This window comes from Streptomyces sp. NPDC047515, from assembly GCF_040643055.1.
Lineage (GTDB): Bacteria > Actinomycetota > Actinomycetes > Streptomycetales > Streptomycetaceae > Streptomyces.
The window spans coordinates 1-22,776 of record NZ_JBEYTM010000081.1 but is presented as its reverse complement, the minus strand read 5'-3'; the positions used below and the strand labels follow the sequence as shown (position 1 = coordinate 22,776).

At 70.7% G+C, this 22,776-nt stretch carries 19 protein-coding genes and 7 pseudogenes; 11 read left to right on the top strand and 15 right to left on the bottom strand.

Features of this window, described 5'->3' with window-relative positions:
* Window positions 1-91: 91 nt before the first annotated feature.
* From ABZ826_RS35770 to ABZ826_RS35750, 5 genes and pseudogenes are all read right to left on the bottom strand, one after another.
* Window positions 92-988, bottom strand: a pseudogene (locus ABZ826_RS35770) (MFS transporter); the annotation flags it as partial.
* The gene (locus ABZ826_RS35765; RefSeq protein WP_361458183.1) at window positions 898-1,611 is read right to left on the bottom strand and encodes a putative N-acetylmannosamine-6-phosphate 2-epimerase; all 714 of its coding nucleotides are present in this window, start codon (window positions 1,609-1,611) and stop codon (window positions 898-900) included. The pseudogene ABZ826_RS35770 and the gene ABZ826_RS35765, both read right to left, overlap by 91 nt.
* Complete coding sequence (locus ABZ826_RS35760; protein WP_361458168.1) at window positions 1,608-2,396, bottom strand: ROK family protein; 789 nt, start codon at window positions 2,394-2,396, stop codon at window positions 1,608-1,610. The genes ABZ826_RS35765 and ABZ826_RS35760 overlap by 4 nt, the downstream gene beginning before the upstream one ends.
* Window positions 2,397-2,457: 61 nt before the next feature.
* Window positions 2,458-2,736: pseudogene (locus tag ABZ826_RS35755) on the bottom strand (ROK family protein); the annotation flags it as partial.
* On the bottom strand, window positions 2,733-3,692 hold the full coding sequence (locus ABZ826_RS35750) for a dihydrodipicolinate synthase family protein (RefSeq protein WP_361458165.1): 960 nt from the start codon (window positions 3,690-3,692) through the stop codon (window positions 2,733-2,735). The pseudogene ABZ826_RS35755 and the gene ABZ826_RS35750, both read right to left, overlap by 4 nt.
* Window positions 3,693-3,846: 154 nt before the next feature.
* Here ABZ826_RS35750 and ABZ826_RS35745 point away from each other — a divergent pair, with 154 nt between their 5' ends.
* Together ABZ826_RS35745 and ABZ826_RS35740 are read left to right on the top strand one after the other, a co-directional pair.
* On the top strand, window positions 3,847-4,545 hold the full coding sequence (locus tag ABZ826_RS35745; RefSeq protein WP_361458162.1) for a FadR/GntR family transcriptional regulator: 699 nt from the start codon (window positions 3,847-3,849) through the stop codon (window positions 4,543-4,545).
* Window positions 4,546-4,727: 182 nt separating this feature from the next.
* Window positions 4,728-5,159: pseudogene (locus ABZ826_RS35740) on the top strand (ATP-binding cassette domain-containing protein); the annotation flags it as partial.
* Between the two features lie 115 nt (window positions 5,160-5,274).
* Here ABZ826_RS35740 and ABZ826_RS35735 read toward each other — a convergent pair.
* From ABZ826_RS35735 to ABZ826_RS35710, 6 genes and pseudogenes are all read right to left on the bottom strand, one after another.
* A complete protein-coding gene (locus tag ABZ826_RS35735; RefSeq protein ID WP_361458180.1) occupies window positions 5,275-6,513 on the bottom strand; it encodes an FAD-dependent monooxygenase in 1,239 nt (412 codons plus the stop codon).
* Between the two features lie 75 nt (window positions 6,514-6,588).
* Window positions 6,589-7,041 (bottom strand): annotated as a pseudogene (locus ABZ826_RS35730) (sialidase family protein); the annotation flags it as partial.
* 143 nt (window positions 7,042-7,184) lie between these two features.
* Entirely contained in the window at window positions 7,185-7,916 is a 732-nt protein-coding gene (locus ABZ826_RS35725) for a FadR/GntR family transcriptional regulator (RefSeq protein WP_361458177.1), read from the bottom strand.
* Window positions 7,917-8,192: 276 nt separating this feature from the next.
* A pseudogene (locus ABZ826_RS35720) lies at window positions 8,193-9,005 on the bottom strand (recombinase family protein); the annotation flags it as partial.
* Between the two features lie 8 nt (window positions 9,006-9,013).
* Window positions 9,014-10,186: an FAD-binding oxidoreductase gene (locus ABZ826_RS35715; RefSeq protein ID WP_361458159.1), complete on the bottom strand. Its 1,173-nt coding sequence runs from the start codon at window positions 10,184-10,186 to the stop codon at window positions 9,014-9,016.
* Window positions 10,187-10,272: 86 nt separating this feature from the next.
* Window positions 10,273-11,039, bottom strand: a pseudogene (locus ABZ826_RS35710) (Tn3 family transposase).
* A gap of 59 nt (window positions 11,040-11,098) precedes the next feature.
* Here ABZ826_RS35710 and ABZ826_RS35705 point away from each other — a divergent pair.
* Window positions 11,099-11,320 (top strand): annotated as a pseudogene (locus tag ABZ826_RS35705) (dihydrodipicolinate synthase family protein); the annotation flags it as partial.
* 147 nt (window positions 11,321-11,467) lie between these two features.
* Here ABZ826_RS35705 and ABZ826_RS35700 read toward each other — a convergent pair.
* Window positions 11,468-12,274 carry a chaplin gene (locus tag ABZ826_RS35700; RefSeq protein ID WP_361458156.1) on the bottom strand — a complete coding sequence of 269 codons (807 nt, stop codon included), beginning with the start codon at window positions 12,272-12,274 and terminating at the stop codon, window positions 11,468-11,470.
* 433 nt (window positions 12,275-12,707) lie between these two features.
* Between ABZ826_RS35700 and ABZ826_RS35695 the strand changes: the two genes are divergently transcribed.
* From ABZ826_RS35695 to ABZ826_RS35670, 6 genes are all read left to right on the top strand, one after another.
* Window positions 12,708-13,109: a rodlin gene (locus ABZ826_RS35695; protein WP_361458153.1), complete on the top strand. Its 402-nt coding sequence runs from the start codon at window positions 12,708-12,710 to the stop codon at window positions 13,107-13,109.
* Between the two features lie 295 nt (window positions 13,110-13,404).
* Entirely contained in the window at window positions 13,405-13,638 is a 234-nt protein-coding gene (locus ABZ826_RS35690) for a chaplin (protein ID WP_361458150.1), read from the top strand.
* A gap of 242 nt (window positions 13,639-13,880) precedes the next feature.
* Window positions 13,881-14,159 (top strand): hypothetical protein, encoded by a 279-nt coding sequence (locus tag ABZ826_RS35685; protein WP_361458174.1) that lies wholly within the window; start codon window positions 13,881-13,883, stop codon window positions 14,157-14,159.
* Window positions 14,160-14,343: 184 nt separating this feature from the next.
* A complete protein-coding gene (locus ABZ826_RS35680; RefSeq protein ID WP_361458147.1) occupies window positions 14,344-14,754 on the top strand; it encodes a rodlin in 411 nt (136 codons plus the stop codon).
* 264 nt (window positions 14,755-15,018) lie between these two features.
* Window positions 15,019-15,219 carry a hypothetical protein gene (locus ABZ826_RS35675; protein ID WP_361458144.1) on the top strand — a complete coding sequence of 67 codons (201 nt, stop codon included), beginning with the start codon at window positions 15,019-15,021 and terminating at the stop codon, window positions 15,217-15,219.
* 118 nt (window positions 15,220-15,337) lie between these two features.
* Window positions 15,338-15,748 carry a rodlin gene (locus ABZ826_RS35670; protein WP_361458141.1) on the top strand — a complete coding sequence of 137 codons (411 nt, stop codon included), beginning with the start codon at window positions 15,338-15,340 and terminating at the stop codon, window positions 15,746-15,748.
* A 165-nt stretch (window positions 15,749-15,913) separates the two neighbouring features.
* On the opposite strand, the gene ABZ826_RS35665 is transcribed toward ABZ826_RS35670, so the two are convergent.
* Complete coding sequence (locus ABZ826_RS35665) at window positions 15,914-16,414, bottom strand: DUF5949 family protein (RefSeq protein ID WP_361458138.1); 501 nt, start codon at window positions 16,412-16,414, stop codon at window positions 15,914-15,916.
* Window positions 16,415-16,792: 378 nt separating this feature from the next.
* Between ABZ826_RS35665 and rsgA the strand changes: the two genes are divergently transcribed.
* Window positions 16,793-17,977, top strand: a complete 1,185-nt coding sequence (gene rsgA, locus ABZ826_RS35660; RefSeq protein ID WP_361458135.1) for a ribosome small subunit-dependent GTPase A — start codon at window positions 16,793-16,795, stop codon at window positions 17,975-17,977.
* Between the two features lie 71 nt (window positions 17,978-18,048).
* Entirely contained in the window at window positions 18,049-19,395 is a 1,347-nt protein-coding gene (locus ABZ826_RS35655; RefSeq protein WP_361458171.1) for an AlkA N-terminal domain-containing protein, read from the top strand.
* Between the two features lie 133 nt (window positions 19,396-19,528).
* Here the strand turns inward: ABZ826_RS35655 and ABZ826_RS35650 are convergent, their stop codons facing one another.
* The gene (locus ABZ826_RS35650; RefSeq protein WP_361458132.1) at window positions 19,529-21,904 is read right to left on the bottom strand and encodes a glycoside hydrolase family 95-like protein; all 2,376 of its coding nucleotides are present in this window, start codon (window positions 21,902-21,904) and stop codon (window positions 19,529-19,531) included.
* A gap of 164 nt (window positions 21,905-22,068) precedes the next feature.
* Window positions 22,069-22,551, bottom strand: coding sequence for a DUF456 domain-containing protein (locus ABZ826_RS35645; RefSeq protein ID WP_361458129.1), 483 nt, complete (start codon window positions 22,549-22,551; stop codon window positions 22,069-22,071).
* Window positions 22,552-22,776: the final 225 nt, after the last annotated feature.

Genomic DNA, 22,776 nt, shown 5'->3' with positions numbered 1-22,776 from the left:
GGGGAGACCCCGTCCGAGGACATCCCGGCGCCTTGGAATCGCACGCACCAGACCGCGTCCGCTGTCCGATCGAAGGCCGCCCGACAGGCTCTCAGCCGACGTCGGTCCGGGCGCTCGCGCCCCGCTTCGCCTCCGGCGGCACCGCGAGGTGGTCCCTCTCCGCCTCCGGGTCGGTCAGCCGGTTGAGCCGGGCCGGCACATCGAACCCGACGAGCAGCACCACGATCACCGGGCCGGCGAACGTGAGCACGGCCAGCGCCTGTCCCAGATCCATCCCGGACGCCAGATGCGCGCCCAGGACCGGGGCCACGGCGCCGCCCAGCGCGCCGACGTTGTACGTGAAGCCGAGCGCCGCGCCCCGGCTCTCGGTCGGGAAATGCCCGCCGATGTACCGGGGAAGCAGTCCGGAGATGCTGAAACTGGTCGCCTGGAGCAGGAAGAGCAGGATGCCGAGCAGCAGCAGATCGTTGTGCACGGCGAAGACCGGATAGACGAAGGCCAGCGAGGCCGGCAGCGTCAGCGCGTACGCCTTCCTCGCCCCGATCCGGTCGCCGAGGAAGCCCGCGGTCCAGCAGCCGACCATGGTGCCGAAGCCCGCGAAGTACAGGACGTCGGTGACCTGGCCGGCGGAGTAGCCGAGTTCGGTCTTCAGATACGTGGGCAGCAGCGCCTGGATCGGCCACGAGTACAGGAACGCGAAGAACAGCGTCACGATCATCGACAGATACAGCACCCAGCCCCGCTTCCCGCCGAGCTGTACGGCGAACGCGGCGAGCGCGAGTCCGGCGACCACCGAGAGCACCGGAACCATTCCGGCACCGCCCGGGGTGAAGACCAGAAAGAGCGAGACGGTGGCGAGGACGATCAGAACCGTGTTGACGGTGGCCCGGAGACGGGTCACGAACAGCGGCCGGAACGGATTGGGCTTGGTCCCCTTCTCCGCCACGGTCTCCGTCCACTCCTCGGCCTCCGGCGGCGCGCGCCGCATCCTGTACCGACGACGATGCTGTGGGCGCCGCGTGCCAGGGCTGCGGCGGCGTCCTCGGGCGTGTTGACACGGCCTTCGGTGACGACGGGGACATCGATCGCGGCGGACAGCGCGGCGACCAGTTCGAGGTCGGGGCCGGTCTGTTCCGGTGTGCCGGGGACGTAGCCGGAGAGCGTGGTGGAGACGAAGTCCGCGCCCTGCCCGGCTGCCGCGATGCCCTCGGCGAGCGTGGAGACGTCGGCCATGACCAGGGCGCCGGCCCCGTGGACCGCCGCGACCAGCTCGGCGAAGGAGGAGCCGTCGGGGCGCGGCCGGTCGGTGGCGTCCGCGGCGACGACGGCGGCACCCGCCTCGACGATCGCCAGGGCGTGCCGGACGGTCGGGGTGATGCAGACGCCCACGTCACCGTCCTTCCACAGACCGATGACCGGCAGATCGACGGCCTCGACGATCGCGGCGACGACGGCCGGTTCGTTGGCGCGGATCGCCGCACCGCCGCCCGCGACGGCCGACCGGGCGAGTCGGACGAGGGTGCCGGTCTCCCGCATCGGGTCGCCGGGGGGCGCCTGACAGGACACGATCAGCCTGCCCTGGAGGGAAGTGGCCAGTTCCTGTGCTGTCATCGAGTGGCTCCTGGGTGGTGGAGGGGAAGAGTGGTGGTCAGGGCGGCGGCGCCGAGCACGGCCGCGTCGGCGCCGAACAGCGGCGCCTCGGGCACGAGCCCGCGCAACGGCGGCATCAGCTCCGCGGCGAAGGCGGCGGCCAGGGTGTCCCCGTACAGCGGGCCGATCCGCGGCACACCGCCGCCGACGACGACCCGGTCGGGGCCCAGCGCGTTGGCGAGTCCGCCGAGCACACGGCCGGTGGCGGCCGCGCCGACGGTGATGGCGCGGACGGCGGCGGCGTCTCCCCGCGCGGCACGGGCGGCGACGGTTTCGAGCCGGTCCACCGGAGAACCGGCCAGTCGCTCGTAGTGGGCGACGATGCCGGGCCCGGAGGCGATGACCTCCAGATGCCCGGTGGCGCCGCAGGTGCAGGGCAGCCCGGCCGCCTCGGGGCTGGGCAGATGGCCGAGGTGCCCGGCGAGCCCGGCGGCACCGTGCAGCATCCGCCCGTCGACGGCGATCGCACCGCCCACTCCCGTACCGACCGCCACGAAGAGCAGCGACCCCCGGCCCGGACCGTGCGCGCCCGGTGCCACGCCGTCCGGTCCGTCCGGTCCGCGAGACCTGCGGCCTGCTGCGGGCGCCAGGGACCCCGTGTGGTCCGGTCCGTCCGTGCCGGGCTCCAGGTGGTCCGGCCCGTCCGGTCCGGCCGCGCCCGACGACGGCCCGTGGCCCGTCCGGTGCGCCCGCAGTGCCGCGAGTTCCGGTCCGGCCGTGGCGCGTACGTCGTTGTCGCAGGCCACCGGGAGCCCCGGTACGGTCCGCGAGGTCGGCGCCCAGTGCGGTGCCCGCCCAGCCGCGGATGGAATCGGTGGCGCTGGTGACCACACCGGTACGGGGATCGACGACCCCGGCCGCCGCGATCCCGAGCGCCGTTGCCCGCCGCTCCGGGTCGACGGCGGCGGCCGCCCCGGCGAGTGCGTCCAGCACGGCGGCAGAGCCCTCCAGGGCCGGGGTGGGCCGGGTGTGCCGGGCCAGCACCGCACCGTCCGCGGCGAAGAGCGCGGCGGCGATCTTCGTGCCGCCCAGGTCGAGGCCGATCACACGGGCGTCGGTGCCGCCGGAGGAGGTGGCGGAACTCATCGGACCGGCGGCAGACCGGCGGCGCGCAGGCGCTGGGCGACCAGGCCGACCGACTCGGCGCTGAGCCGGATCTGCGGGAAGGCGGTGTCGCCGCACTCGATGATGCCGAGCAGGTGGAGCGCCGCCTTGAAGGAGCCGAGCGCCGAGGAGCTGCGGCCCATGTCCGCCTCCGGCCCGACGTCGACCATGCCGAACAGCTCGACGAGCCGCTCCTGTTCCTTCGCGGCCAGTGCCCAGTTCCCGGCCCGCGCGGCGTCGTACAGCCGCACATAGCCGGCCGGATCGACGTTGCCGATGCCCGGTACGACACCGTCGACGCCGGCCAGCAGGGCGGCGTCCACGGTGAGTTCGGAGCCGGTGAGCACGCTGAATCGCGGCGCCGGGCCTTCCTTGCGGCCGTCCCGTCCGCCCAGTTCGACGAGCAGCCGGCGCAGTCCGCCCTCGTCACCGCTGCTGTCCTTCAGGCCGGCCAGCGTGCCGTCCTCGGCGAGCTCGCGCACGAGTGCGGCGGAGAGCTTGCTGTGTACGGCGACCGGAATGTCGTACGCGAACAGCGGCAGATCGACCGCCGCGCGCAGCCGCCGGAAGTGCTGGGCGATCTCCTTGCCATGGGTGCGGGTGTAGAACGGCGCGGTCGCGACCAGGGCGTCCGCGCCCAGCTCCGCGGCGGACCTGGCGTGTTCGATGACGCGCGCGGTGGTGGTGTCGATGACACCGGCGAGCACCGGAACCCTGCCGTCGGCCACGTTGACCACGGTCTCCAGCGCCGTGGCGCGCTGCTCGTCGGTGAGGTAGGCGACCTCGCTGGTGGAGCCGAGCGCGAACAGCCCGTGCACACCACCGGCGACGAGGTGCTCGACGAGCCGCGCGAGGGACGCGGTGTCGACCTCCCCCTGGGAGTCGAGCGGGGTGCAGACCGGCGGGACGACGCCGTGCAGCGGTGCGGTCAGGGACATGTGAGGGCTCTCCAGCTCGGTCGGAACGCCGGTCCGTGGCCCGGAGCGGCTACACGGATCAAGACATGAGACGTAAGATGTCCTATGTCTGGCCTCACCTTAAACAGATGCTCCTGTGACCGGTCAAGGGGCAATCGCACCTCAGGAGGACGTTGTGGTCCGCCCCACCATGGCTCAGGACATGGAGCGCCGGCTCAAGGAGCTGATCCTGGAGCGCAGGCTCGCCCCCGGTGACGCCCTGCCCACCGAGGCGGAGCTGATGGAGCTCTTCGGCGTCGGCCGGGTGTCGGTGCGCGAAGCCCTCAAGGCACTCCAGGCCGTCAACGTCGTGGAGATCCGCCGGGGCTCCGGCACCTTCGTCGGCTCGCTCTCCCTGTCACCCTTCGCCGAGGGACTCGCCTTCCGTGCCGCCGTGCGTCACCGGCAGGGCGAACCGGGCCTCTACGAGCTGATGAAGGTGCGGGAGGCCTTGGAGGCGGGCCTGGTCGGGTCCGTCTCGGCCGGTATCCCGGACGAGGGCCTCGAAGTCCTGCGTGGCCTGGTCGCGCGGATGGAGGAGGAGGCCCGCGACGGCGGCCGGGTGGCGCGCGACACCGACCGCGCCTTCCATCTCGCGCTCTACGCCTCGCTCGACAATCACCTGCTCAGTGAGGTGCTGGACGCCTTCTGGGCGGCCATGGACCGGGTCCGCGAAGACCTCGACGACGGCCATCAGGACCCCGCTGCCACCTGTGCCCAGCACCGCGAGATCGTCGCGGCGGTCGCGGCGGCCGACGGAGAACGCGCGGTGCGCGCCATGCGCACCCACTTCGATGGCATCCGCTCCCGTCTGGAACCGGTGGCGGGCCGGTGACGGACGACCGGAGGCCGGTCGCCGGGCGCACGGGGTCGGTGGAAGTCCGGGGGCCGGGGGACGACGGCGGCCTGAGTCCACGTCACCATGTGCACCGACGCGGCCGTCGGCCTTGCGGGCACCGTCCTGACCCTGCGGCGGGTCGCCGGAGCCGACCCGTTGACCATGCCACGAGCCAACCGATGAGCCTCGAACTGAGCGGCGTCACCGTCGCGTTCGGCCGTGCCGATGCCCGTACCACCGTCTTCGACGGACTCGATGTCACCTTCGAACCGGGCCGGATGACCGCCCTCGTCGGGCCGTCGGGCTCCGGCAAGTCCACGCTGCTCGCCGTCGCGGGCGCCCTGCTGCGGCCCACCGCCGGGCAGGTTCTGCTGGACGGTGAGGACCTCGCGGTGCTCTCCGACGCCCAGCGCGCCAAGGTGCGCAGGGAACGCATCGGCTACATGTTTCAGAGCGGCAATCTGCTCTCCGGCCCGGGAGCCGTCGAACAGCTCCTGGCCGCCGCGTACATCAGCGGCGAACGTCCCCGGGCACACCGTTCCCGCGCCGAAGAGGCGCTGACCGGGGTGGGCCTCGGCCATCGACTGCGCCACCGTCCCGAACAGCTCTCCGCCCGGGTGGATTCGCCGAACCGGCCCCTCGGCCGGACCCGCCGGGCCGACCCGCCCGGTGGCGGGATCCGTCACCGGCGCCGGACACTGCCGTACAGGTAGCTTCTGGCGCCGTTCAACGCGGCGCGGCTCCACGCGTCCACATCGGCGGGCCCCATCGCCGGCCAGTCGGGCGTGTGCTCGACCAGTTCACGCCCCAGCCTGCGACCCAACTCGACCAGGCGGGCCCCCTCGGCGGTGCGCTCGTCCGAGTACCGTTGCAACGCCCCGGCAACGAAGAGGATTCGCGCAGCGCCCGCTCCAGACACAGCGCGTCCTGGAGTGCCTTGACCGCACCGCTGGCGGTGTGCGGCCGGGTGACACTCGCCGCGTCACCCGCCAGCAGGAACGGGGGCTCCGCGGCCCGCGGCACGACGAAGTCGGCGACCGGATGCAGTGCCTGGGAGGTGTGTTCCGTCCGGGCGACGACATCGACCCACTCCGCCGGGAAGTGCTCCTCGGCGATGCTCCGCACGTATGCGGCACAGACCGGCGCTTCCTGCTCCGCCGCCACCGGGGGAAAGCCGTAGATCGCGTAGGCCAGCAGCAGCGAGCCCGCAACGGCCCCCGGAATCAGATAGAAGACGCCGTGCCCGCCCGGAAATCCCAGCGTGATCCAGGACGTCCGCAGGAGTTCCAGCAGCTTCGGATGATCGCTGAGCGAGCTCAGTGGAATCGTGCCCCGCCACACCAGATATCCGGCAGGAGCCGGCCGTACCTTCGGTGCGATCAGCCCGCGGGTGACCGACCGGTGCCCGTCGGCCCCGACGACGATGTCGTACTCCTGCTCCCCGCCCGCGGTACGGATCAGGGCACGACCGGAGGAGGTCCGGCCGACGGAGACGACGGGCGACCCGCGGTGGTACCGGCCCTGTCCGGTGTTCGCACGCAAGGCCCGCCACAGCAGACCCCAGTTGCACGGCGTCACCGGGGACGCCTGCCGTGCCAGCTCACGCGTCGACCGTCCCCCCGGCGCCCGCGCCAGCCAGACCCGGGTGGCGACCGGTGTGGTCGGCATCTCCGCGCCCAGATAGCCGCTCGCGACCAGTTCCTGATGCAGCGACGGCGGGATGACGATACCGAACCCCCGGTCCTGCAACGCACCGTCGCTGCGCTCGTGGACGGTGACGTCCGCCCCGGCCCGCGCCCCCGCGATCACCAGGGCGCAGCCGGCGATGCTGCCGCCGACCACCCCGATGCGTAAGCCTGTCACTGCCACCGCATGACCACCTGTTCTCCTGCTCCGATGCTCCGGGAGGTGCCGAACGCCTCCATCGTCGCACCCGCACGAGGGCGGAACGAGGACGCGCGGCACCTCCCGCAGGCGGGCTCCCGCTACGGGGTCACGGTCACCGTCCTGCCGCCCGACGCCTGCAGCCCGGCCGTCCGGTGGCCAGGTCCGCCCGTTGTCGCAGGACATCCTCACCGTGAGGTTGCGCCGTGCCGAAGCATCCTCCGTGTTGCCGAACAGCAGCCACGACGACTGCGGGTCGGACGGCGCGGCATCGGCGTTGTGGCGCATCACCGAGGCGTTGTCCGCCGGGTCGGTGAGCTGAGTGTCCTGGGTGAACGGCGTGTAGTTGACCCCGCCGTCGGTGGAGGACGCGATGGTCCGGTACGGCTTCGAACGGTTGTTGAGCATGACTCTGACGTCGGACAGCTCGACGGTCTTGTTCACGTCACAGCCGGGACCGACCGGATTACCCATCTTCCAGGTCTCGCCGTGGTCGTCGCTGTAGGCGCCGGCCGCGTAGTCGGCACCGTTGATGCGGCCGGCGTACTGCTGGATCAGCCGGCCCCTGTACGGACCCCGGCGCAGCTGGATGCCCTTGCCGGAGGCCGATAGAGACAGAAGACGTCAGATGTCCTATCGGCGCACGGACCCTGGGCAGCCCTCGCGGTGGCCGTCAAGGGCCCCACCCCGCCCGGATCCACCCCGGTGAGGCCCGGGGGGGCTGCACCGCTCCGGGAGGGGTGGCAGGCGGTTCAGCCGAAGGCGTTGTCGCGGGCGCGGGCTTCCGAGATCCGGCGCCTGACCGGGGCGTAGTGCTCGCCCAATGCCTTGAGGAAGCCGCCGATGTCCCCGGCCCGCGCGGCGTCCACGATGTTCTGATGTGCGGCGATCGTCGCCATCTCGTCGGCGTGCGTGAATCCGTCGAGGTGGGGCGCGACGATCGTGTACACGTCCCAGAACGCCATCGAGAGCTGGCCGATGAGGTCATTGCCCAGCGGGGCGACGAGTAGGGCATGGAAGGCCCGGTCCGCCTCCACGAAACCGTGCCCGTCCTGGGCGCCGGTCTCGCGCATGGTGGCGACCAGTCCGTCCAGGGCGTCGAGCTGCTCCGGGCTGAGCAGCGAGACGATCCGGTCGGCCATCCCGCGCTCGAAGAGCTCGCGTACGTCGACGAGGTCGGCCATCACCTGGAAGTCGTCGTCGGGGGAGAGCAGGCCGCGGAAGGTCAGGCTCTCCACCAGTGCGGACAGACTCAGCCTGCCCACATAGGTGCCGTGCCCGTGCCGCACCTCCACGATGTCCAGCGCGTTGAGGATCTTGACCGCCTCGCGGACGCTGGAGCGGCTGGCGCCGAGGGCCTCGCACAGGGCCGGCTCGGTGGGTAGTGGATCTCCGGGGCGGAGCCGCTTCTCGAGGATGTAGCGCTTGATGCCCTCCACGACTTCCTGCCGAAGCAGCTGCCGGCCGGGTCTCGTACCGGACATATGTGAACCCCCCACCTCTTGACCCCTCTCGATTGTCAAGCTACGTTCCCACGCTATCAAGGCATCAGACATCTGACGTCTGATGTTTTGTGGCTTGCGCGTGCCGGTGGGGATGATCAGGTCGGGCTGGATCTGCTCGACCGACTCGCCGTTCGCTCGGCGGCGGAGCACGGTGTGCAGCATGTCGTCGGTGATGACGGGCGGGCGGCCGCCGTGCTTGCCCTTGCGGGCCGCCGCGTCGAGTCCTTCGAGGGTCGACTCGCGGATGTTCTCGCGCTCGGTCTGCGCCATCGCCGCGAAGAACGCGAACAACAGTCGGCCGGGTCCGCTGGGGTCGTACATCCCGGGCAGCGGTCCGGCGAGCATCTCCAGGACCAGGCCGTGGGCGGTGAGGTGGTCGGCGAGCGCGGTGAGTTCGGCGGCGTCGCGGCCGAGGCGCTTCATCTCGTACACGGTGAAGATGACGCGGCAGTGCGGGGCGTGGGCCTTGATCTGGCGGGCGAGTGCGAGCGCGGCCTCGAACTGGGGGCGGACGCGTACGCGGGTGCTGATCTTCTCGGAGAACACCTTGTCGCAGTCGATGCCGTGCTTGGCGAGGGCGTCCAGTTGCGACTGGAGTTCCTGGGTGAGTGTCGAGCAGCGTGCGTACCCGATGCGAATGTCGGCGGTCGTGGTGTCCGGCGCGAGGGCGAGCGGGACCGGGGTGCCGGACCGCCACGGCTGGCCGGGCCTGCGGTCGGCGGGGGGGTCGGCACGCGCAGGAGCTTGGCGAGGCGGGGCACCTTGGTGTAGCGGCCGGTGTGGTAGGTGCCGGCGACCGCGCCGGAGCGCGATCGGCACGGCGATCCCGGTTCGGCGGTGCAGCGCGGGCAGGGGTGGCGCTCGACGTCGTCGGCGTCGCTCGGGGAAGCCTCTTGAGGGACCGTCATGCCCCCCCCCGACGCTGTCACAAACGATTCTCAGAAGTACCCCGAACCCGCCTTTGAGTGAGAACAAGTTCTGTGAACCGAATCGGCACTTCGCGACCCCGTGCCGCTCTCTTTGATCTTGCTCGGGCAAAGGGCCGTTTGTGAGAGTCGCCCACCACATCGGGATCGTTAGAAGCGACCCGGGCGGCAACCTGACAGAGCCGACTCAACGGTTCCGTCGACCAACTCCCGCGCGACCAGGCGGCCCACGGCCGCGGCGAGCGTGACCGCCGAGTGCATCACTGCCAAGTAGAGGCCGGGGACCTCGGCGACCGGGCCAACGATCGGCTCACCGTCGGCCGGCATTGGGCGCACTCCGAGTCGGGTGCTGAGGAACTCGACGCTCCCGGCGCCATGGAAAGTGGACCGGACGGCGGCCAGGGTCCGTTCGGGCGAATCCGCGGCGGCAATCAGCCGGTCCGCGGCGACCTGCCGAAGATCGAAGTCCTCAGTGTTGACCACGGTGCGGACCAGACCGGCCGGGGCGCGGAGCCGGAACAGCGGGCACGGCGACGGTTCGACCGGGACGCGCACGCCGAGCGGCGCGCCCAGCGCGGCCGTGGCAACTCCGGCCGCCAGCACCACCGTCGCACCGGAGAGGGGTCCTGCTGCTGTCTCAACCCCGGCAATCCGGCCCGCTGTATCCCGGCGGACCGCGGTAACCGGCGTGTCTAGATGTACCCGAGCTCCATGGGTACGAGCGCCCGCGACCAGCCGCTCGGTCACGCCCACCGAGTCAACAGCGCCGTCCCCCGGCGCCCAGACAGCCCACTCCGGAGGCTGCCGAAGGGTGGGCTCGAGCGTCGCCACGGTGGCCGCGTCCACGATCGTCTGCCCGGGCCCGGCGTCCGGCGCACTGTCCTCCCTGGTCCAGCTCAGCGAGCCGGACCAGGTCACCGGGAGTCCCGGCAACTCGGCCCCGAGTCGGTGGTACTCCGCCGTTGCGGTGGCCCGCAGCCCGGCGGCCGGACCTTTACGCAGGCCAGACGCTCCGACCCAGGCGAACGAGTCCGCCGTCACGCCGGCTCCTGGCAGCCCGGCGTCGACCAACGTCACGGTGGCGCCCGCCCGGGCGGCGTGATACGCCACCGATGCGCCGACAATGCCGGCGCCGACGACGACCAAGTCCCTACTCGCCAGTGGGCTCAACACGTTCACGACCTTAGCGTCCGCAGCGTCCGCCCTTAAACGGGATTTAGCACTCCGTACCTGCTCTACCTCCGGGCCGGCCACGAGCTGGAGGATGCGCGGGAGGTAGCCCTGACGCTCGCCCTGTGGGCGGGCTCGCAGCTGGTGGCTCATGCTCGACGAATGCCGAGCGGATCACCTTCTCCATGGACGCACGCGACCACACGGCGCCGCGCTCCTGAGTCTGTTCACGGGGCCTCTCAGCTGTCGTCGTCCGGTCCGCACCGGGGGCTGGGACCTGCGGGCCTCCTGATAGCCCCGTCGCTGCCGCTCACGCATGCTGCCCGGGACGCTGAAGCGTCCCCGGCAACGTCGCTTTCACCACGGCTCCGGCCAGGCCCGGAGTCCGGCTTACACGCCGGGGCTGCGGCTGCCTCGCCCTGCGGGGGGCGTGGGCCGAGCACCGTCGCCCGGATGGACAGGTCCAGACCGAGGCGGCTGTTCATGTCCAGCTCGAACCGGCCGTACGGATTCACATGAGTCCAGAACAGCGGCGACAGCGCCCTGCGGTCCGCGTCGGTGAGCTTGTCCGTCCCCTTCGGATCGGCCAGGACCTCCTGCATCAGCAGCGTGTTGACGTGCACCAGCGCGGACTGGAGCAGGTGCAGCGCGAGCATGCTGACCTCCTGGGACTCCTTGTCCGAACCGGCCAGGTCGCCGTCCTTGCCATAAAAGAGGTCCTTGTTCGCGGAGTTCCAGCCTCCACCACCTGCAACCCCTCGTGGATCTCCTGGCGCATCTCGACGTCGGCGAGGTAGTCGCAGACGAACGAGGTACGCACCGCCCGGCCCAGCTCCTCGATCGCCCGGTACGTCGGGTGCTTGGGGCCGCCGCGGGTGAACCGGCGCAGGATCTGCTCGGCTTCCGCGGTGCCCAGGCGCAGGGCGGTGGTGTACTTCGCGATCTGGTCGTACTGCTGGGCGATCAGGTCCCAGTCGATCGTCTTGGTGGAGAGCACCGGGCACAGGTTCGGCCAGTTGTCGTCCTCCCCGGCCGTCGGCCGGCAAAGCTTTGCCGAGCCGATGTGCGGAGCAGGACCGCCTCGTCGCGCTCTTCGGCATCGTCCGCGCGGCCCGTCCCGGCACGGCCTCCGCCACCGCTGCGGGCCTCGGCGCGTTCAAGACGGCTCTCATGCTGTGCGGAATCATCACCACGCAGGTGATGAGCCCGCCGATGCGCCGGCTGGACGCGGCCGAGACCGCCACGATCGTTGCCTGCCTGGACCGCGCGGGGCTCTCCCGGGCCTGACGCGACCCGAGGAACGCGCAAGGGTGCGTGGGTACAGCCCCGGCTGTACCCACGCACCTGTCTCTATTCGCCCGTTACCCAGGGCCTCTTGTTCGGATCATGCCGGGCTCGTGTGCCCCGGTCGAAAGACCCCAACGGCCGCGTGGTTCAGTTCTGCGTGGCGCGGGCGCGGGTACGGCGGAGCAGCAGGGCTCCACCGAGCACCATCGCGGCGCTCGCCCCGCCGGCCAGGGCCAGGTTGGTGTCGGCGCCCGTGTGCGCCAGCTGCGCGGTGGTGACCGCGCCTCCGGAGGTGACCGTGGGCGCATGGCCGGTCCGCACTTCATCGGTGACCGGAGTAGCCGGAGGCGTCACCACGGGGGGAGTGACCGGGGGAGTGACCGGAGGCGTGACCACGGGGGGAGTGACCGGAGGCGTGACCACAGGGGGAGTGACCGGAGGCGTGACCACGGGGGGAGTGACCGGAGGCGTGACCACCGGGGGCTCCACGGGAGGCACGACCACCGGCGGCTCGGTGCCCGGCCCGCTCGCGTTCCCGCACTTGTTGCCGAAGGCAGGGTTCAGCAGCCCGACGACATCGACGGAGTTGCCGCACGCATTGACCGGTACGTCCACGGGAACCTGGGCGACGTTGCCGGACAGCACGCCGGGGGACTGGGTCGCGACGCCTTCGGCGCTCGCACCCTGGCCCTGGCCGCCGTTCCCTCGGCCGGACTCGTTCACGCACTCGTTGCCGAACGCGGGGTTGAGCAGCCCGATCACATTCACCGTGTTGCCGCACAGATTGACCGGAACGTGCACCGGCACCTGCACGGCGTTGCCCGAGCCGACGCCTGGCGAACCGACGGCGGCGCCATCGGCGGAGGCGTCCGCGAACGCGTATCCGCCGGCCGTGGTCAGGATGCCTGACGCCGCGGCCATCACCAGCACGCTCTTACTCAAGGCTTTTCGCATTGACTGCCCTTTCTTAGGACACTTCGCGCGAGCGCATCGCTCGCGGTTCATTCACAGGGCGGTGGGGCTTCTGCAGGGGACGGCACCCCGGAGGGCTCCCAAGCCATACGCCCGGTGCCACCCATAACGAGGCGAAGGTGTCGAAGAAACGCGTAATTCGTGGAAGTCTTGTGATCACTCGGACGGATTACGAATGTGTGTCCACTCCGACGCGGGGTGTCGTATTTCGGGTGTCCAGCTCGACATGTCGGGAGAGCCGTTGGTGCTTGCCCGAATCCATCGGAGCGCACCTGCTCGTGCGGCAGCCATGAAGACCATTCGCACTGTTGTCCGCGCGATCTCGGCATTCGAGTGAAGGGAGAGAACCAAACGTCCGGTCACGAGTTGGGCAGGGGGCTCCGGTACGGGGCATCCAGTACGAGAAGGGTTAATCGTGATCAAGAGGGTTCTGGCTACGGGTGCTGTGGCCGCCTCCATCCTCGGTCTGGGCGCGACGCAGGCCATGGCGATCGGCGACGACGGCGACACGACCTCGGTCAACGGCAGCGGAGCCTTGCAGTCCTTCGGCAACGCCGAGACGCACGGTGACAGCAGCCCGCAGTTCGGCCTGGTCCAGGGCAGCCTGAACAAGCCCTGCGTCGGCCTGCCGGCCAAGGTCAACGCCGGTTCGCTCGGCGGCGTGGTCCCGGTCGCGGCCCAGGATGTCAACGTGCTGGCTGCGCCGCAGAACCAGCAGTGCACCGAGAACTCCACCCAGGCCAAGGGTGACGAGCCGCTCTCGCACATCCTGAGCGGCATCCCGGTGCTCTCCGGCAACGGTACTGGCAACAGCTGATCCAGCCGCAGTGACAGGCCCGGCCCGTCGGCGTTCCTCCTCCGCGCGACCCGGGCCTGCTGTTGTCGTTTCCGTTATCGACACATCGGATTCTCCGGTGATCTCGTCCGTGATGACGGGCGATCGATACTGCGTCATTCGGGCGGTTTTTTCGAGAAATTTCTTCTCGAAGAGTTTCGCCTACGGTCTTAAATCGTTACGAATTGCAGCGGCGGAGTTACGAGTGATGAGGACCGCGCTCGTGCGGCACGAAAGACGTGGCCGCTGCGGACTCCGTCAAAAGAAAGGGATCAAAGTGAAGTACACCAAGGTCGCCGCCATCGCCGCCGGAACCCTGATGGCGATGGGTGCCGCCGCGCCCGCGTTCGCCGACTCCGGTGCCGACGGGGGCGCCGCCTCCTCCCCGGGCGTTCTGTCCGGAAACAACGTCCAGGCCCCGGTCCACATTCCGGTGAACGTCTCCGGCAACGCGATCAGCGTCGTCGGCCTGCTCAACCCCGCGTTCGGCAACACCAGCGGCAACGCCTGATCTCTGGTCGGCCACGCCGAACGCTCGACCGGAAGGCCCTGGAACGCATCGGATGCGATCCGGGGCCTTCCCCGTTTCCGGTGATCCTTCGAGTGGTCACCGAGAAAACGCGACCGGTCCAGTTGCCGGGGCGCAACCGCATCGTTACCCAAGGGGAAAGCGGCAGAAGTCACAGCCAAAGAAGGCTGGTGCGGCGTGGGTACGCGACCGAAATGGATGCCGCTGCAGAAGGGAACCTGAAAGTGAAGTACGCGAAGTCCGCTGTGTTCGTTGCCGGTTCCGTGGTTGCTCTCGGAACGGCTGCTCCCGCCTTCGCCGTTACCACCGCCACGGCGCCCGATTTCAGCCTCAACGGCGGCGTCAACCAGGTGGTGGAGAGCGCGCCGCAGGCTGTCGACCCGGTCGGCGGCGCCGCCGACGCGGTGCAGAAGAACGGCAACGTCACCAAGCTGGCCGGCCAGGCCACGGGTGTGGCCAAGGGCGCGGCTCCGTTGATGGGCGGCCTGCCGCTCGGCGGCTGAGTCGTCGCGCCACAGCGGTTCCCGGCTCATTCGAGGAATTTGTATTTTCCCTGCACCGGGCATTCGGCGAACCATCTGCCGGCACAAGCATCGTTCGAGTGAATCGGCACAACCATTGCTGTCGCCGTGAGTTGTTCAGTGCGCTCCGGGCAGGCGAGCAACAGAAGAATCAGAAGGGCTTTTCGTGATCAAGAAGATTATGGCCTCGGCAGCCGTCGCTGCTTCGATCGTCGGTGTCTCCGCCGCGATCGCGCCGCAGGCCATGGCCGTCGGCAACGACGGTGGTATGACCTCGGTCAGCGGCAACGACTCCGTCCAGTCGTACGGCAACTCCGCCACCCACGGTGACTGGAGCCCGCAGTTCGCGCTCATCCAGGGCTCGCTCAACAAGCCCTGCATCGCCCTGCCGGCCAAGGCCGGCGTCGGTTCGGTCATCGGCGCCGTTCCGGTCTCGGTCCAGGACATCAACGTCCTGGCCTCGCCGCAGAACCAGCAGTGCACGGAGAACTCCACCCAGGCCAAGGGTGACGAGGCCCTGTCGCACATCCTGAGCGGCGTTCCGGTCCTGTCCGGCAACGGCACCGGCAACAACTAGGACCGTAAGTCTCCGGCGCCCGGCGCTGATTGCTCGGATCTGCCGAGGGCGGCGCGACGCGCGGCTTCGAGCCCGCTTGTCCGCAGTGCGTGATACACCCGTGGGGTCGGCACATCCCCGAGGCAGCCGTTCTTCGGCGGCCCGGATGCGTCGGCCCCATGTCGTGCGTCCGGGGTGCCGTCGGCCCCTCGAAGGGGCGGGCGTACTGGGCCGGTTGCCGTAGTGATGGCGGGCGTCACCCGTCGCACCGGGTAGGGGCCATCCATGGACCAGTACGACAGCCAGCGGCCCCGCGGCCGGCAATGGCACGCACAGGACGTCACACCCATCTACGACCGGCTGCTCGCCGAATGGCAGGCGGCCCACGGCGGCCCGGAACAGGGCCCGTCCGCACGGTCGGACCTCCCTTGCGCGGGGAGCCGTGTTCCCGCCGCCCGTACCTCCGACGAAGCCGTCGACGGGTGAGAAAGGGGCGTCGAACTCACGCAGGACCGTACCGATTTGGGTGGTGCTGCGGCACCCACGCTTCGACGGCGGGTTGATCAGTGCGTTCCACAACGGGACGCTCCGAAAGGTGAAGCGTGTGAAGAAGATGACGGCCTGCGCAGCAGTGGCCGTGTCACTGGTCGGTCTGTCCGCCGCCGCGGCCCCCGCGGCCATGGCGGTCGGCAATGACGAGGGCACTACGTCGGTCAACGGCAACGGCGCGGTGGACTCGTTCGGCAACAGTGTGACCCGGGGCGACGGCAGCCCGCAGGTCCAGCTCGTCCAGGGCACGCTGAACAAGGCCTGCGTCGGTGTTCCGCTCAAGGCCAACGCCGGTTCGCTCGTCGGTCTGCTCGTGCCGGTCGCGGTCCAGGACATCAACGTCCTGTACTCGCCACAGAACCAGCAGTGCGCCGACAACTCCACCCAGGCCAAGGGCGACGAGGCGCTGTCGCACCTCGTCAGCGACATTCCGGTGCTCTCGGGCAATGGAATCGGCAACGACTGACATCCGGTCGAGTGCGGGTGATCGCGGGTGGCCGGCCCCCGTGATCACCGCACTCCGGTGCACGGCACGGTCGAGTGAGGACCGGGGCACGGCGCCCGGGGCCCGCGCATGACGATGCCCACCGCTCCACGGGGGGCGGTGGGCATCGTCATGCGCGGCGGTGGCTCAGCCCAGGCTGCGTACTGGAAGGACGCAGTGCGCGGAGGTCATGATGACCTCTTCGTCGGCCGCGAACGACCGCAGCAGTTCCTCACTGACCGGCCGGCCCGGCGTGCCCTGTGGCCACGGACGGGTGGCGAACATCGCGTTCACCTCGCCCCGTTCCTCGGCCGCGGCCAGCCACTCGGGCGGCGCGGGGTACTGAGCGGTGAAGTGAGGGAGCGTCAGGACTGCCTGACCGGCCTGGACGAGCAGCTTCACCGGAAGACCAGGGGTCTCGGCCGCGTACACCGGACCGGTACCGACCGGCAGACCGCTGCGGTCCAGGGCCACGCGCATGGCCGCCTCACCGGCGGCCGGGCCGTCCGTCCCGTCGCCCAGTGAGTAGGCGAGAAGGAAGGCGACATCGGGGCCGCCCTCGGGGTGTCCGCCGCTCCATCCGATCAGTGTGATCGTGCCCAACTGGGCCTGTGCGGACGTGCCGGTGGCGGTCTGGGGTGAGGTCATGTTCGGCACCCTAACGGCCTGCGACCGGTCATTGTGCATATGTATCACCTGATCGAGGGAGATCTGGGGATATCTCGGAGAAATACGGTCGAGGCACTCTTCCTTTCGGAGCCCGAGGGCGCCGTGCATCAAATGTGTTGACGTCATCCGAGGGCCGGAGGCTATGGTGTGACGCGTTCCGGACGGCGGACAGGAGCCGTCGGCCGGTGTCGACCCGCGCTTGAACCAGGAGGTGAGGACATTGATGACTGTCGTTGCGATGGGCGCTGCCCACAACCGGAAGAGCATCGTTCCCACCCCTGTGGCCGTCGGCTGACCTACGCTCAACTTTTCGCGCCTGAAGGCGCGTTGCCGGGGCCACCCTTTGAAGGGTTTCCCTTGTCTTTCCCGACCTCCTGGTCCTCTCCGTCCTTCTCCTCCTCTCTTCAGGGCCTCTCCGCGTCGCATCCGCTGTCCCCGTACGGCTGGGACGACGACTGGGCCGTCGCATTCGCTCCGTACGCCGAACAGGGGCTGCTGCCCGGACGCGTGGTCCGGGTGGACCGCGGTCAGTGCGATGTCGTCACCCCGCACGGCACGCTCCGGGCCGACACCGCGTTCGTGGTTCCGCGCGATCCGATGCGGATCGTGTGCACGGGCGACTGGGTCGCCGTCGATCCCGACGGTGATCCGCAGTTCGTACGGACGCTGCTGCCGCGGCGTACGGCCTTCGTCCGCTCGACCTCGTCGCAGCGCTCCGAGGGGCAGGTGCTCGCCACCAACGTCGACCACATCGCCATCTGCGTCTCGCTCGCCGTGGAACTGGACCTGGGGCGGGTGGAGCGCTTCCTCGCTCTCGCCATGTCCAGTGCCGGAGGCGACGCGCTGCTGCGGGACGGGACGCCCGCCACCGACGGCGCCGCCCAGCCGATCGTCGTGCTGACCAAGGCCGATCTGGTGCCGGACACCGCCACGCTGTCGTACCTCGTCCAGGACATCGAGGCCATCGCCCCCGGGGTGCAGGTGCTGCCCGTCAGCTCCGCGACGGGGGAGGGGATCGACGTGTTCGCCGCCATCGTCTCGGGCGGTACGAGTGTGCTGCTCGGGGCGTCCGGCGCGGGCAAGTCGACCCTCGCCAACACCCTGCTCGGCCGCGACGTGATGGAGGTGCAGGCCGCCCGTGATGTCGACGGCAAGGGCCGGCACACCACCACGACCCGCAATCTGCTGGTGCTGCCGTCCGGAGGTGTGCTGATCGACACTCCCGGTCTGCGCGGGGTCGGCCTCTGGGACGCGGAGACCGGCGTCGGCCAGGTCTTCTCCGAGATCGAGGAGTTGGCCGAGCGGTGCCGGTTCCATGACTGCGGCCACCGGTCGGAGCCCGGCTGCGCGGTGCTCGCCGCGATCGAGGACGGTTCGCTGCCCGAGCGGCGCCTCGACAGCTTCCGCAAGCTGCTCCGCGAGAACCAGCGCATCGTCGCCAAGACCGATGCCCGGGTGCGGTCCGAAATGCTGCGTGAATGGAAGCGCAAGGGGGCCGAGGGCCGGGCGGCCATGGATGCGAAGCGGGGCCGGATCCGGTAGGGGCAGTCGGCCGGTCGATGTCCGAAAGCCGCCAGTGCACCACCCGGAGGTGCCGCACACTGGACGGTGTGATGGACGAACTGACCAGGTACGAGGCGGTGAGCAGCCGCGACGCCCGCTTCGACGGGGAGTTCTTCTTCGCCGTCGAAACGACCGGCATCTACTGTCGGCCGAGCTGCCCCGCCGTCACCCCCAAGCGGAAGAACGTCCGCTTCTACCCGACCGCGGCCGCCGCCCAGGGCAACGGCTTCCGGGCGTGCAGGCGCTGCCGACCGGACGCCGTGCCCGGCTCGGCCGACTGGAACGTCCGGGCCGATGTCGTCGGCCGCGCCATGCGGATGATCGGCGACGGCGTGGTCGACCGGGAGGGTGTGCCCGGTCTCGCCCACCGGCTCGGTTACAGCTCACGCCAGGTGCAGCGGCAGCTCAACGCGGAGCTGGGCGCCGGACCCGTCGCGCTCGCCCGCGCCCAGCGGGCCCACACCGCGCGGGTGCTGCTCCAGACGACCGGGCTGCCCGTGACCGAGATCGCCTTCGCGTCCGGCTTCGCCAGTGTGCGCCAGTTCAACGACACGATCCAGCAGATCTACGCACGTACGCCGAGCGCACTGCGGACCGAGGCCGGGACGGGGCTGGGGGCCGGGGTACGGGAGGCGCGTACCACCGGGATCCCGCTGCGGCTCGCCCACCGGGGGCCGTACGCCGCTCGCGAGGCCTTCGATCTCCTGGCCGGTGAGGCGCTCGCCCGGATCGAGGAGGTCAGCGGGGAGCCCGGGGCCCGCACCTACCGGCGCACTCTCCGGCTGCCGTACGGCACCGGCATCGTGGCCGTGGACGAGCGGTCCGCCGGATCCTGGCTGGACGCCCGGATCCACCTCACGGACCTGCGCGATCTGACGACGGCCGTGCAGCGGCTGCGGCGGCTCTTCGACCTGGACGCCGACCCCTACGCCGTCGACGAGCGGCTCGCCGCCGATCCGGCACTCGCACCGGGCGTCGCCGCCCGCCCCGGGCTGCGCTCGCCGGGAGCCGCGGACCCCGAGGAGTTCGCCGTACGGACGCTGGTGGGCAGGGCCGGGGCGGAGCGGCTGGTCGAGGTGTACGGGAAGGTCCTCGACCTCCCCTGCGGCGGGCTCACGCATGTGTTCCCCGAGCCGGGGGCGCTGGCCGACGCGGTGGACGAGCCGGTGCTGCGGGCACTGGCGGCCGCGCTCGCCGACGGGGAGGTACGGCTCGACGCCGGCGCGGACCGCGAGGAGGCCGAGCGGGCGCTGCTGCGGCTGGGGATCGGCCCGGCCGACGCGGCGCTCATCAGGATGCGGGCGCTCGGTGACCCCGACGTGGATCCGGACGGGAGGCCGGAGTCGGAGCGGTGGCGGCCCTGGCGCTCGTACGCCGTACGCCACCTGAGCCTCTGAGCTCTGCCCGCGAAGCCCCGCCGCGCGCCCGAAGGGCATGACACACGGCGGGGACGGGACTTTGCCCGGGGCAGGGGCAGGGGCAGGGGCAGGGGCAGGGGCAGGGGCAGGGGCCGGGCTCCCGGGCCGGGGCTCAGGCCGGCAGGCCCCAGCGCGGTGCGGGATCGTTCGCCGTGACCGGGCGGATGGTCACGTCCGGTCGGTCGCCCTTGGCGGTGATCAGCGCCGAGTCGCCCTTGCGCAGACGGATGCGTACCGTACCGTCGGCCAACCCCTCGTGCTCCAGCGGGTGTCCGTGCCCGTCGCGGATCTCGACGGCACCCTCGATGCCATGGCGTACGACGCACGGCGCGCCCGCCTCGCTGGTCACCCGTACCCAGCGGGTCCGGCCCTCTTCGCGTACCGCGCTCAGCAGGAACGCGCCCTGGGTACGGAAGTCATGGACGGTCATGTCCCGCCAGGCGGCCGGCAGGGCCGGGAAGACCCTGATCGTGCCGCCCCATGACTGGCAGACCATGTCGTGCAGCGACTGGGCCGCCGAGAGCGGGGTCTCGATGACCGGGCCGGACTCCTTGTACATGGTGTTCGCCTGGATGAAGCGGCTCATCAGCTGACCGAGATACTTCAGCGCGTCCTCGCCCTTGCCGAGCAGTGCGGACATCGACGCGGCCCCGGTGAAGGTGTAGCCCTGCAGGGCGCCTTCGAAGCCCACCCAGTGGGCGAGGGACCTCTCGATCAGGGCGCGCTCGTCGGGCGTCGCGCCCGTCAGCTCGTACAGCGGGTAGACCGCGAGCATGTGCGAGTAGTGACGGTGCGACTGCGCGAACGGCACTCCGGCGCCGATCATGAAGCCGTTCGCGTCGACCGGGTACGGCGCGAGCCTGGCCAGGACCTCCTGCCAGCGGGCCATCAGCGGGTCGTGGACGCCGAGCTGCCGCGCCGAGCCCAGCAGGGTGCGACAGCCCCAGCGCAGCAGCATCAGGTCGTAGTTGCAGTCGGGCGCGTTCACGCCGTACTCGGGGGAGAACGTCGCCGGGAGATGCAGCTTCCCGTCCGCGCCGGGCGTCAGGAAGTGCAGGTAGTAGTTGACGGCCTTGCGCAGCAGAGGGAAGAGGGTGTCGCGCAGGATCGACTCGTCCATGGTGTGGCGGTAGGAGAGCCATACGTTGTGCAGCGCCCAGGTCAGATTGCCGACCTCGGGGGTGGGCGGGTCCTGGCCGGGGATGCCGACACCGTAGCCGCCGTCGGTGACCGACGCGCCATTGACCAGCTGGGGATCGGTGGTGCGGGGCATGCCGGCCGAGTCCGCCCGGTAGGGGGCGGCGACCTCGCGGGAGAGCTGGTCGCGGAATTCGCTCAGGGCGCGGGTGACGGCGTCCAGCTCCAGGTGGTTGGAGCCGTGGATCAGCCAGTACTCCAGCTGGACGTTGAGGTTCCACCAGGTGTTCGGCCAGGGCGTGGGCTCCAGCCAGGGGCCGGAGGTGGCCATCACGGGCGCGTCCTTGCGGGCCGCCGACGCCGTTTTGTACAGCTGGATCCAGTAGAAGCGTTGCAGCCGCGCATCGGGCAGGGACAGGAAGCTCTTCCGGTAGAACCGGTCCCACCAGGTGCGATGGGGCGCGGTCAGCTGATCGTAGGGGAGCGCGGAGGCGGTCTTGACGGTACGCAGCGCCCGGTCACGGGCCGTTGTCCTCGGGTGGGAGTGCGTGACCGTGATGTAGAGGGTACGGCTCGTGCCCCGGGTGCGCTCCCGCCACGCGGTGACGTGCTGACCGCCTGCGAGCAGCGGCTGGACGGCCGCGGTGATCGCGCCGTGCTGCTCGGTCGACGCGGGCGGGTTGCCGGTGTAACCGTCGGGGAGGGGCTTGAAAGCGGCACGCGGGCTGATCGCGTCGGCCGGGTGGAACACCCAGCGGAAGTCCCGCTCGCCCGCGCTCGGGGACACCTCCACGGCGAGCAGATCGCTGGTGGAGTGGACGAAGGCCCGGAGCTTCAGGGTGCCCGCGGTCGTGGTGATCGTGCCTTCGAGTTCGGCGGTGCGCAGCCGCATCCACCACTCGACGCCCGTGATGGTGCCGGCCGGTTCCAGCGTGAAGTGGCCGATCGGGAGGCGGGCGAGGCCGAAGAGGGAGCCGAACTCGGGGCGGTGGTCCTGGACCTCGGAGTGCTGGACGTTGAACCGGATAGCCGTGGTGGTGGCGCCGGGCTCGGCGTAGATGCCGGAGCCGAGACGGCCGTTGCCCAGGTACGGGCCCTCGTACCAGGTCTTCGGCAGCTTCTGCCAGAGCAGGCCGGCGTCGTCCAGGACCGTGCGCCAGGCGTCGTCGGGGGAGTGCACGGTGACAGGGGCCGGGGTGGCGCCGGTCGGGGCGGCCTGGGCGGGGACGGCCGCCGCGCCGCCCACCACGAGCGCGCCGCCGATCGCGGTGCCGGTGGCGAGAACACTTCTTCGGGAGGGGGCGGGGGCTTCGTTCCGGGACGGGTGGGAAGGGTCCGGTGCTGTGGGCAAGACGTCTCCTGGCGACTCGTACGCAGGCGCATCAATTCATCCGAGCTATTCCTTCAGGGAAAGTAGGCACGAGGCATCCAGGCGTCAATAGAGCGGGAGAGATCCGATGTGTTTCCCTCTATCTGGATGGCATCCACCTGGATGCCCATGAGGGGCGGAGAGGGTCAGCCCCAGATCACCGCGCCCAGCCACGCCCCCGTCACCAGCAGGCATGCGAAGAGCTCGACGAGCACGGACCAGCCGGTCGTCCGCATCACCGAGCGGACCGACGCCCATCCCGCCCCGCGGCTGCCGAGCCGCAGCCGCTCCGCCCCGTAGATCACACCGACGTATCCGGCGATCCCGCCCACCACCGGCACCACGAAGAAACCCACGATCGCGCCGAACCCGCCGAGCATCAGCGTCTTGCGCGGCGCCCCGGACTCATGCGGGCGCCGCGGCGGCAGCAACGGCCTCAGCGCCTGGTTCAGCAGCAACAGGGCGGTGGCGCCGATCAGTACGCCCCAGGCCACCGGAGTCACATCGGTCAGCGCCCACCACAGCACGGCGGCCCAGACGATCGCCTGCCCCGGCACCCCCGGCACCAGCACGCCGACCAGGCCCAGGAACATGACCAGGCCGACGGCGAGGAGTTGCCACACACCCATCTCACCAGCCTGCCGGAGTCCGGCCGGTCCCGCCCGCCAGCGCGCGCTCCGGGCGGGGAAACGTCGACGCAGCTCAGAGCCGTACCGGCGCGACGGGAACACCGCGCCGGGGCATCCGGCGGGACCTCGGCTCAGAGCCTGTCGGGCGGCCTCTGATCGGGCGGCCACGCCCTGGCACGCACTCCCCCAAGGCCTTGAGGGCCAGGGGGGACCCCCTCCCGCGTT

What these genes read in the sequence shown, in the direction of transcription:
- ABZ826_RS35765 (WP_361458183.1), bottom strand. Translation starts at nt 1,611, where the DNA reads ATGACAGCACAGGAACTGGCCACTTCCCTCCAGGGCAGGCTGATCGTG.
- ABZ826_RS35750 (WP_361458165.1), bottom strand. Translation starts at nt 3,692, where the DNA reads ATGTCCCTGACCGCACCGCTGCACGGCGTCGTCCCGCCGGTCTGCACC.
- ABZ826_RS35725 (WP_361458177.1), bottom strand. Translation starts at nt 7,916, where the DNA reads ATGTCCGGTACGAGACCCGGCCGGCAGCTGCTTCGGCAGGAAGTCGTG.
- ABZ826_RS35715 (WP_361458159.1), bottom strand. Translation starts at nt 10,186, where the DNA reads ATGAGCCACCAGCTGCGAGCCCGCCCACAGGGCGAGCGTCAGGGCTAC.
- ABZ826_RS35700 (WP_361458156.1), bottom strand. Translation starts at nt 12,274, where the DNA reads ATGCGAAAAGCCTTGAGTAAGAGCGTGCTGGTGATGGCCGCGGCGTCA.
- ABZ826_RS35675 (WP_361458144.1), top strand. Translation starts at nt 15,019, where the DNA reads ATGGACCAGTACGACAGCCAGCGGCCCCGCGGCCGGCAATGGCACGCA.
- ABZ826_RS35665 (WP_361458138.1), bottom strand. Translation starts at nt 16,414, where the DNA reads ATGACCTCACCCCAGACCGCCACCGGCACGTCCGCACAGGCCCAGTTG.
- ABZ826_RS35655 (WP_361458171.1), top strand. Translation starts at nt 18,049, where the DNA reads ATGGACGAACTGACCAGGTACGAGGCGGTGAGCAGCCGCGACGCCCGC.
- ABZ826_RS35645 (WP_361458129.1), bottom strand. Translation starts at nt 22,551, where the DNA reads ATGGGTGTGTGGCAACTCCTCGCCGTCGGCCTGGTCATGTTCCTGGGC.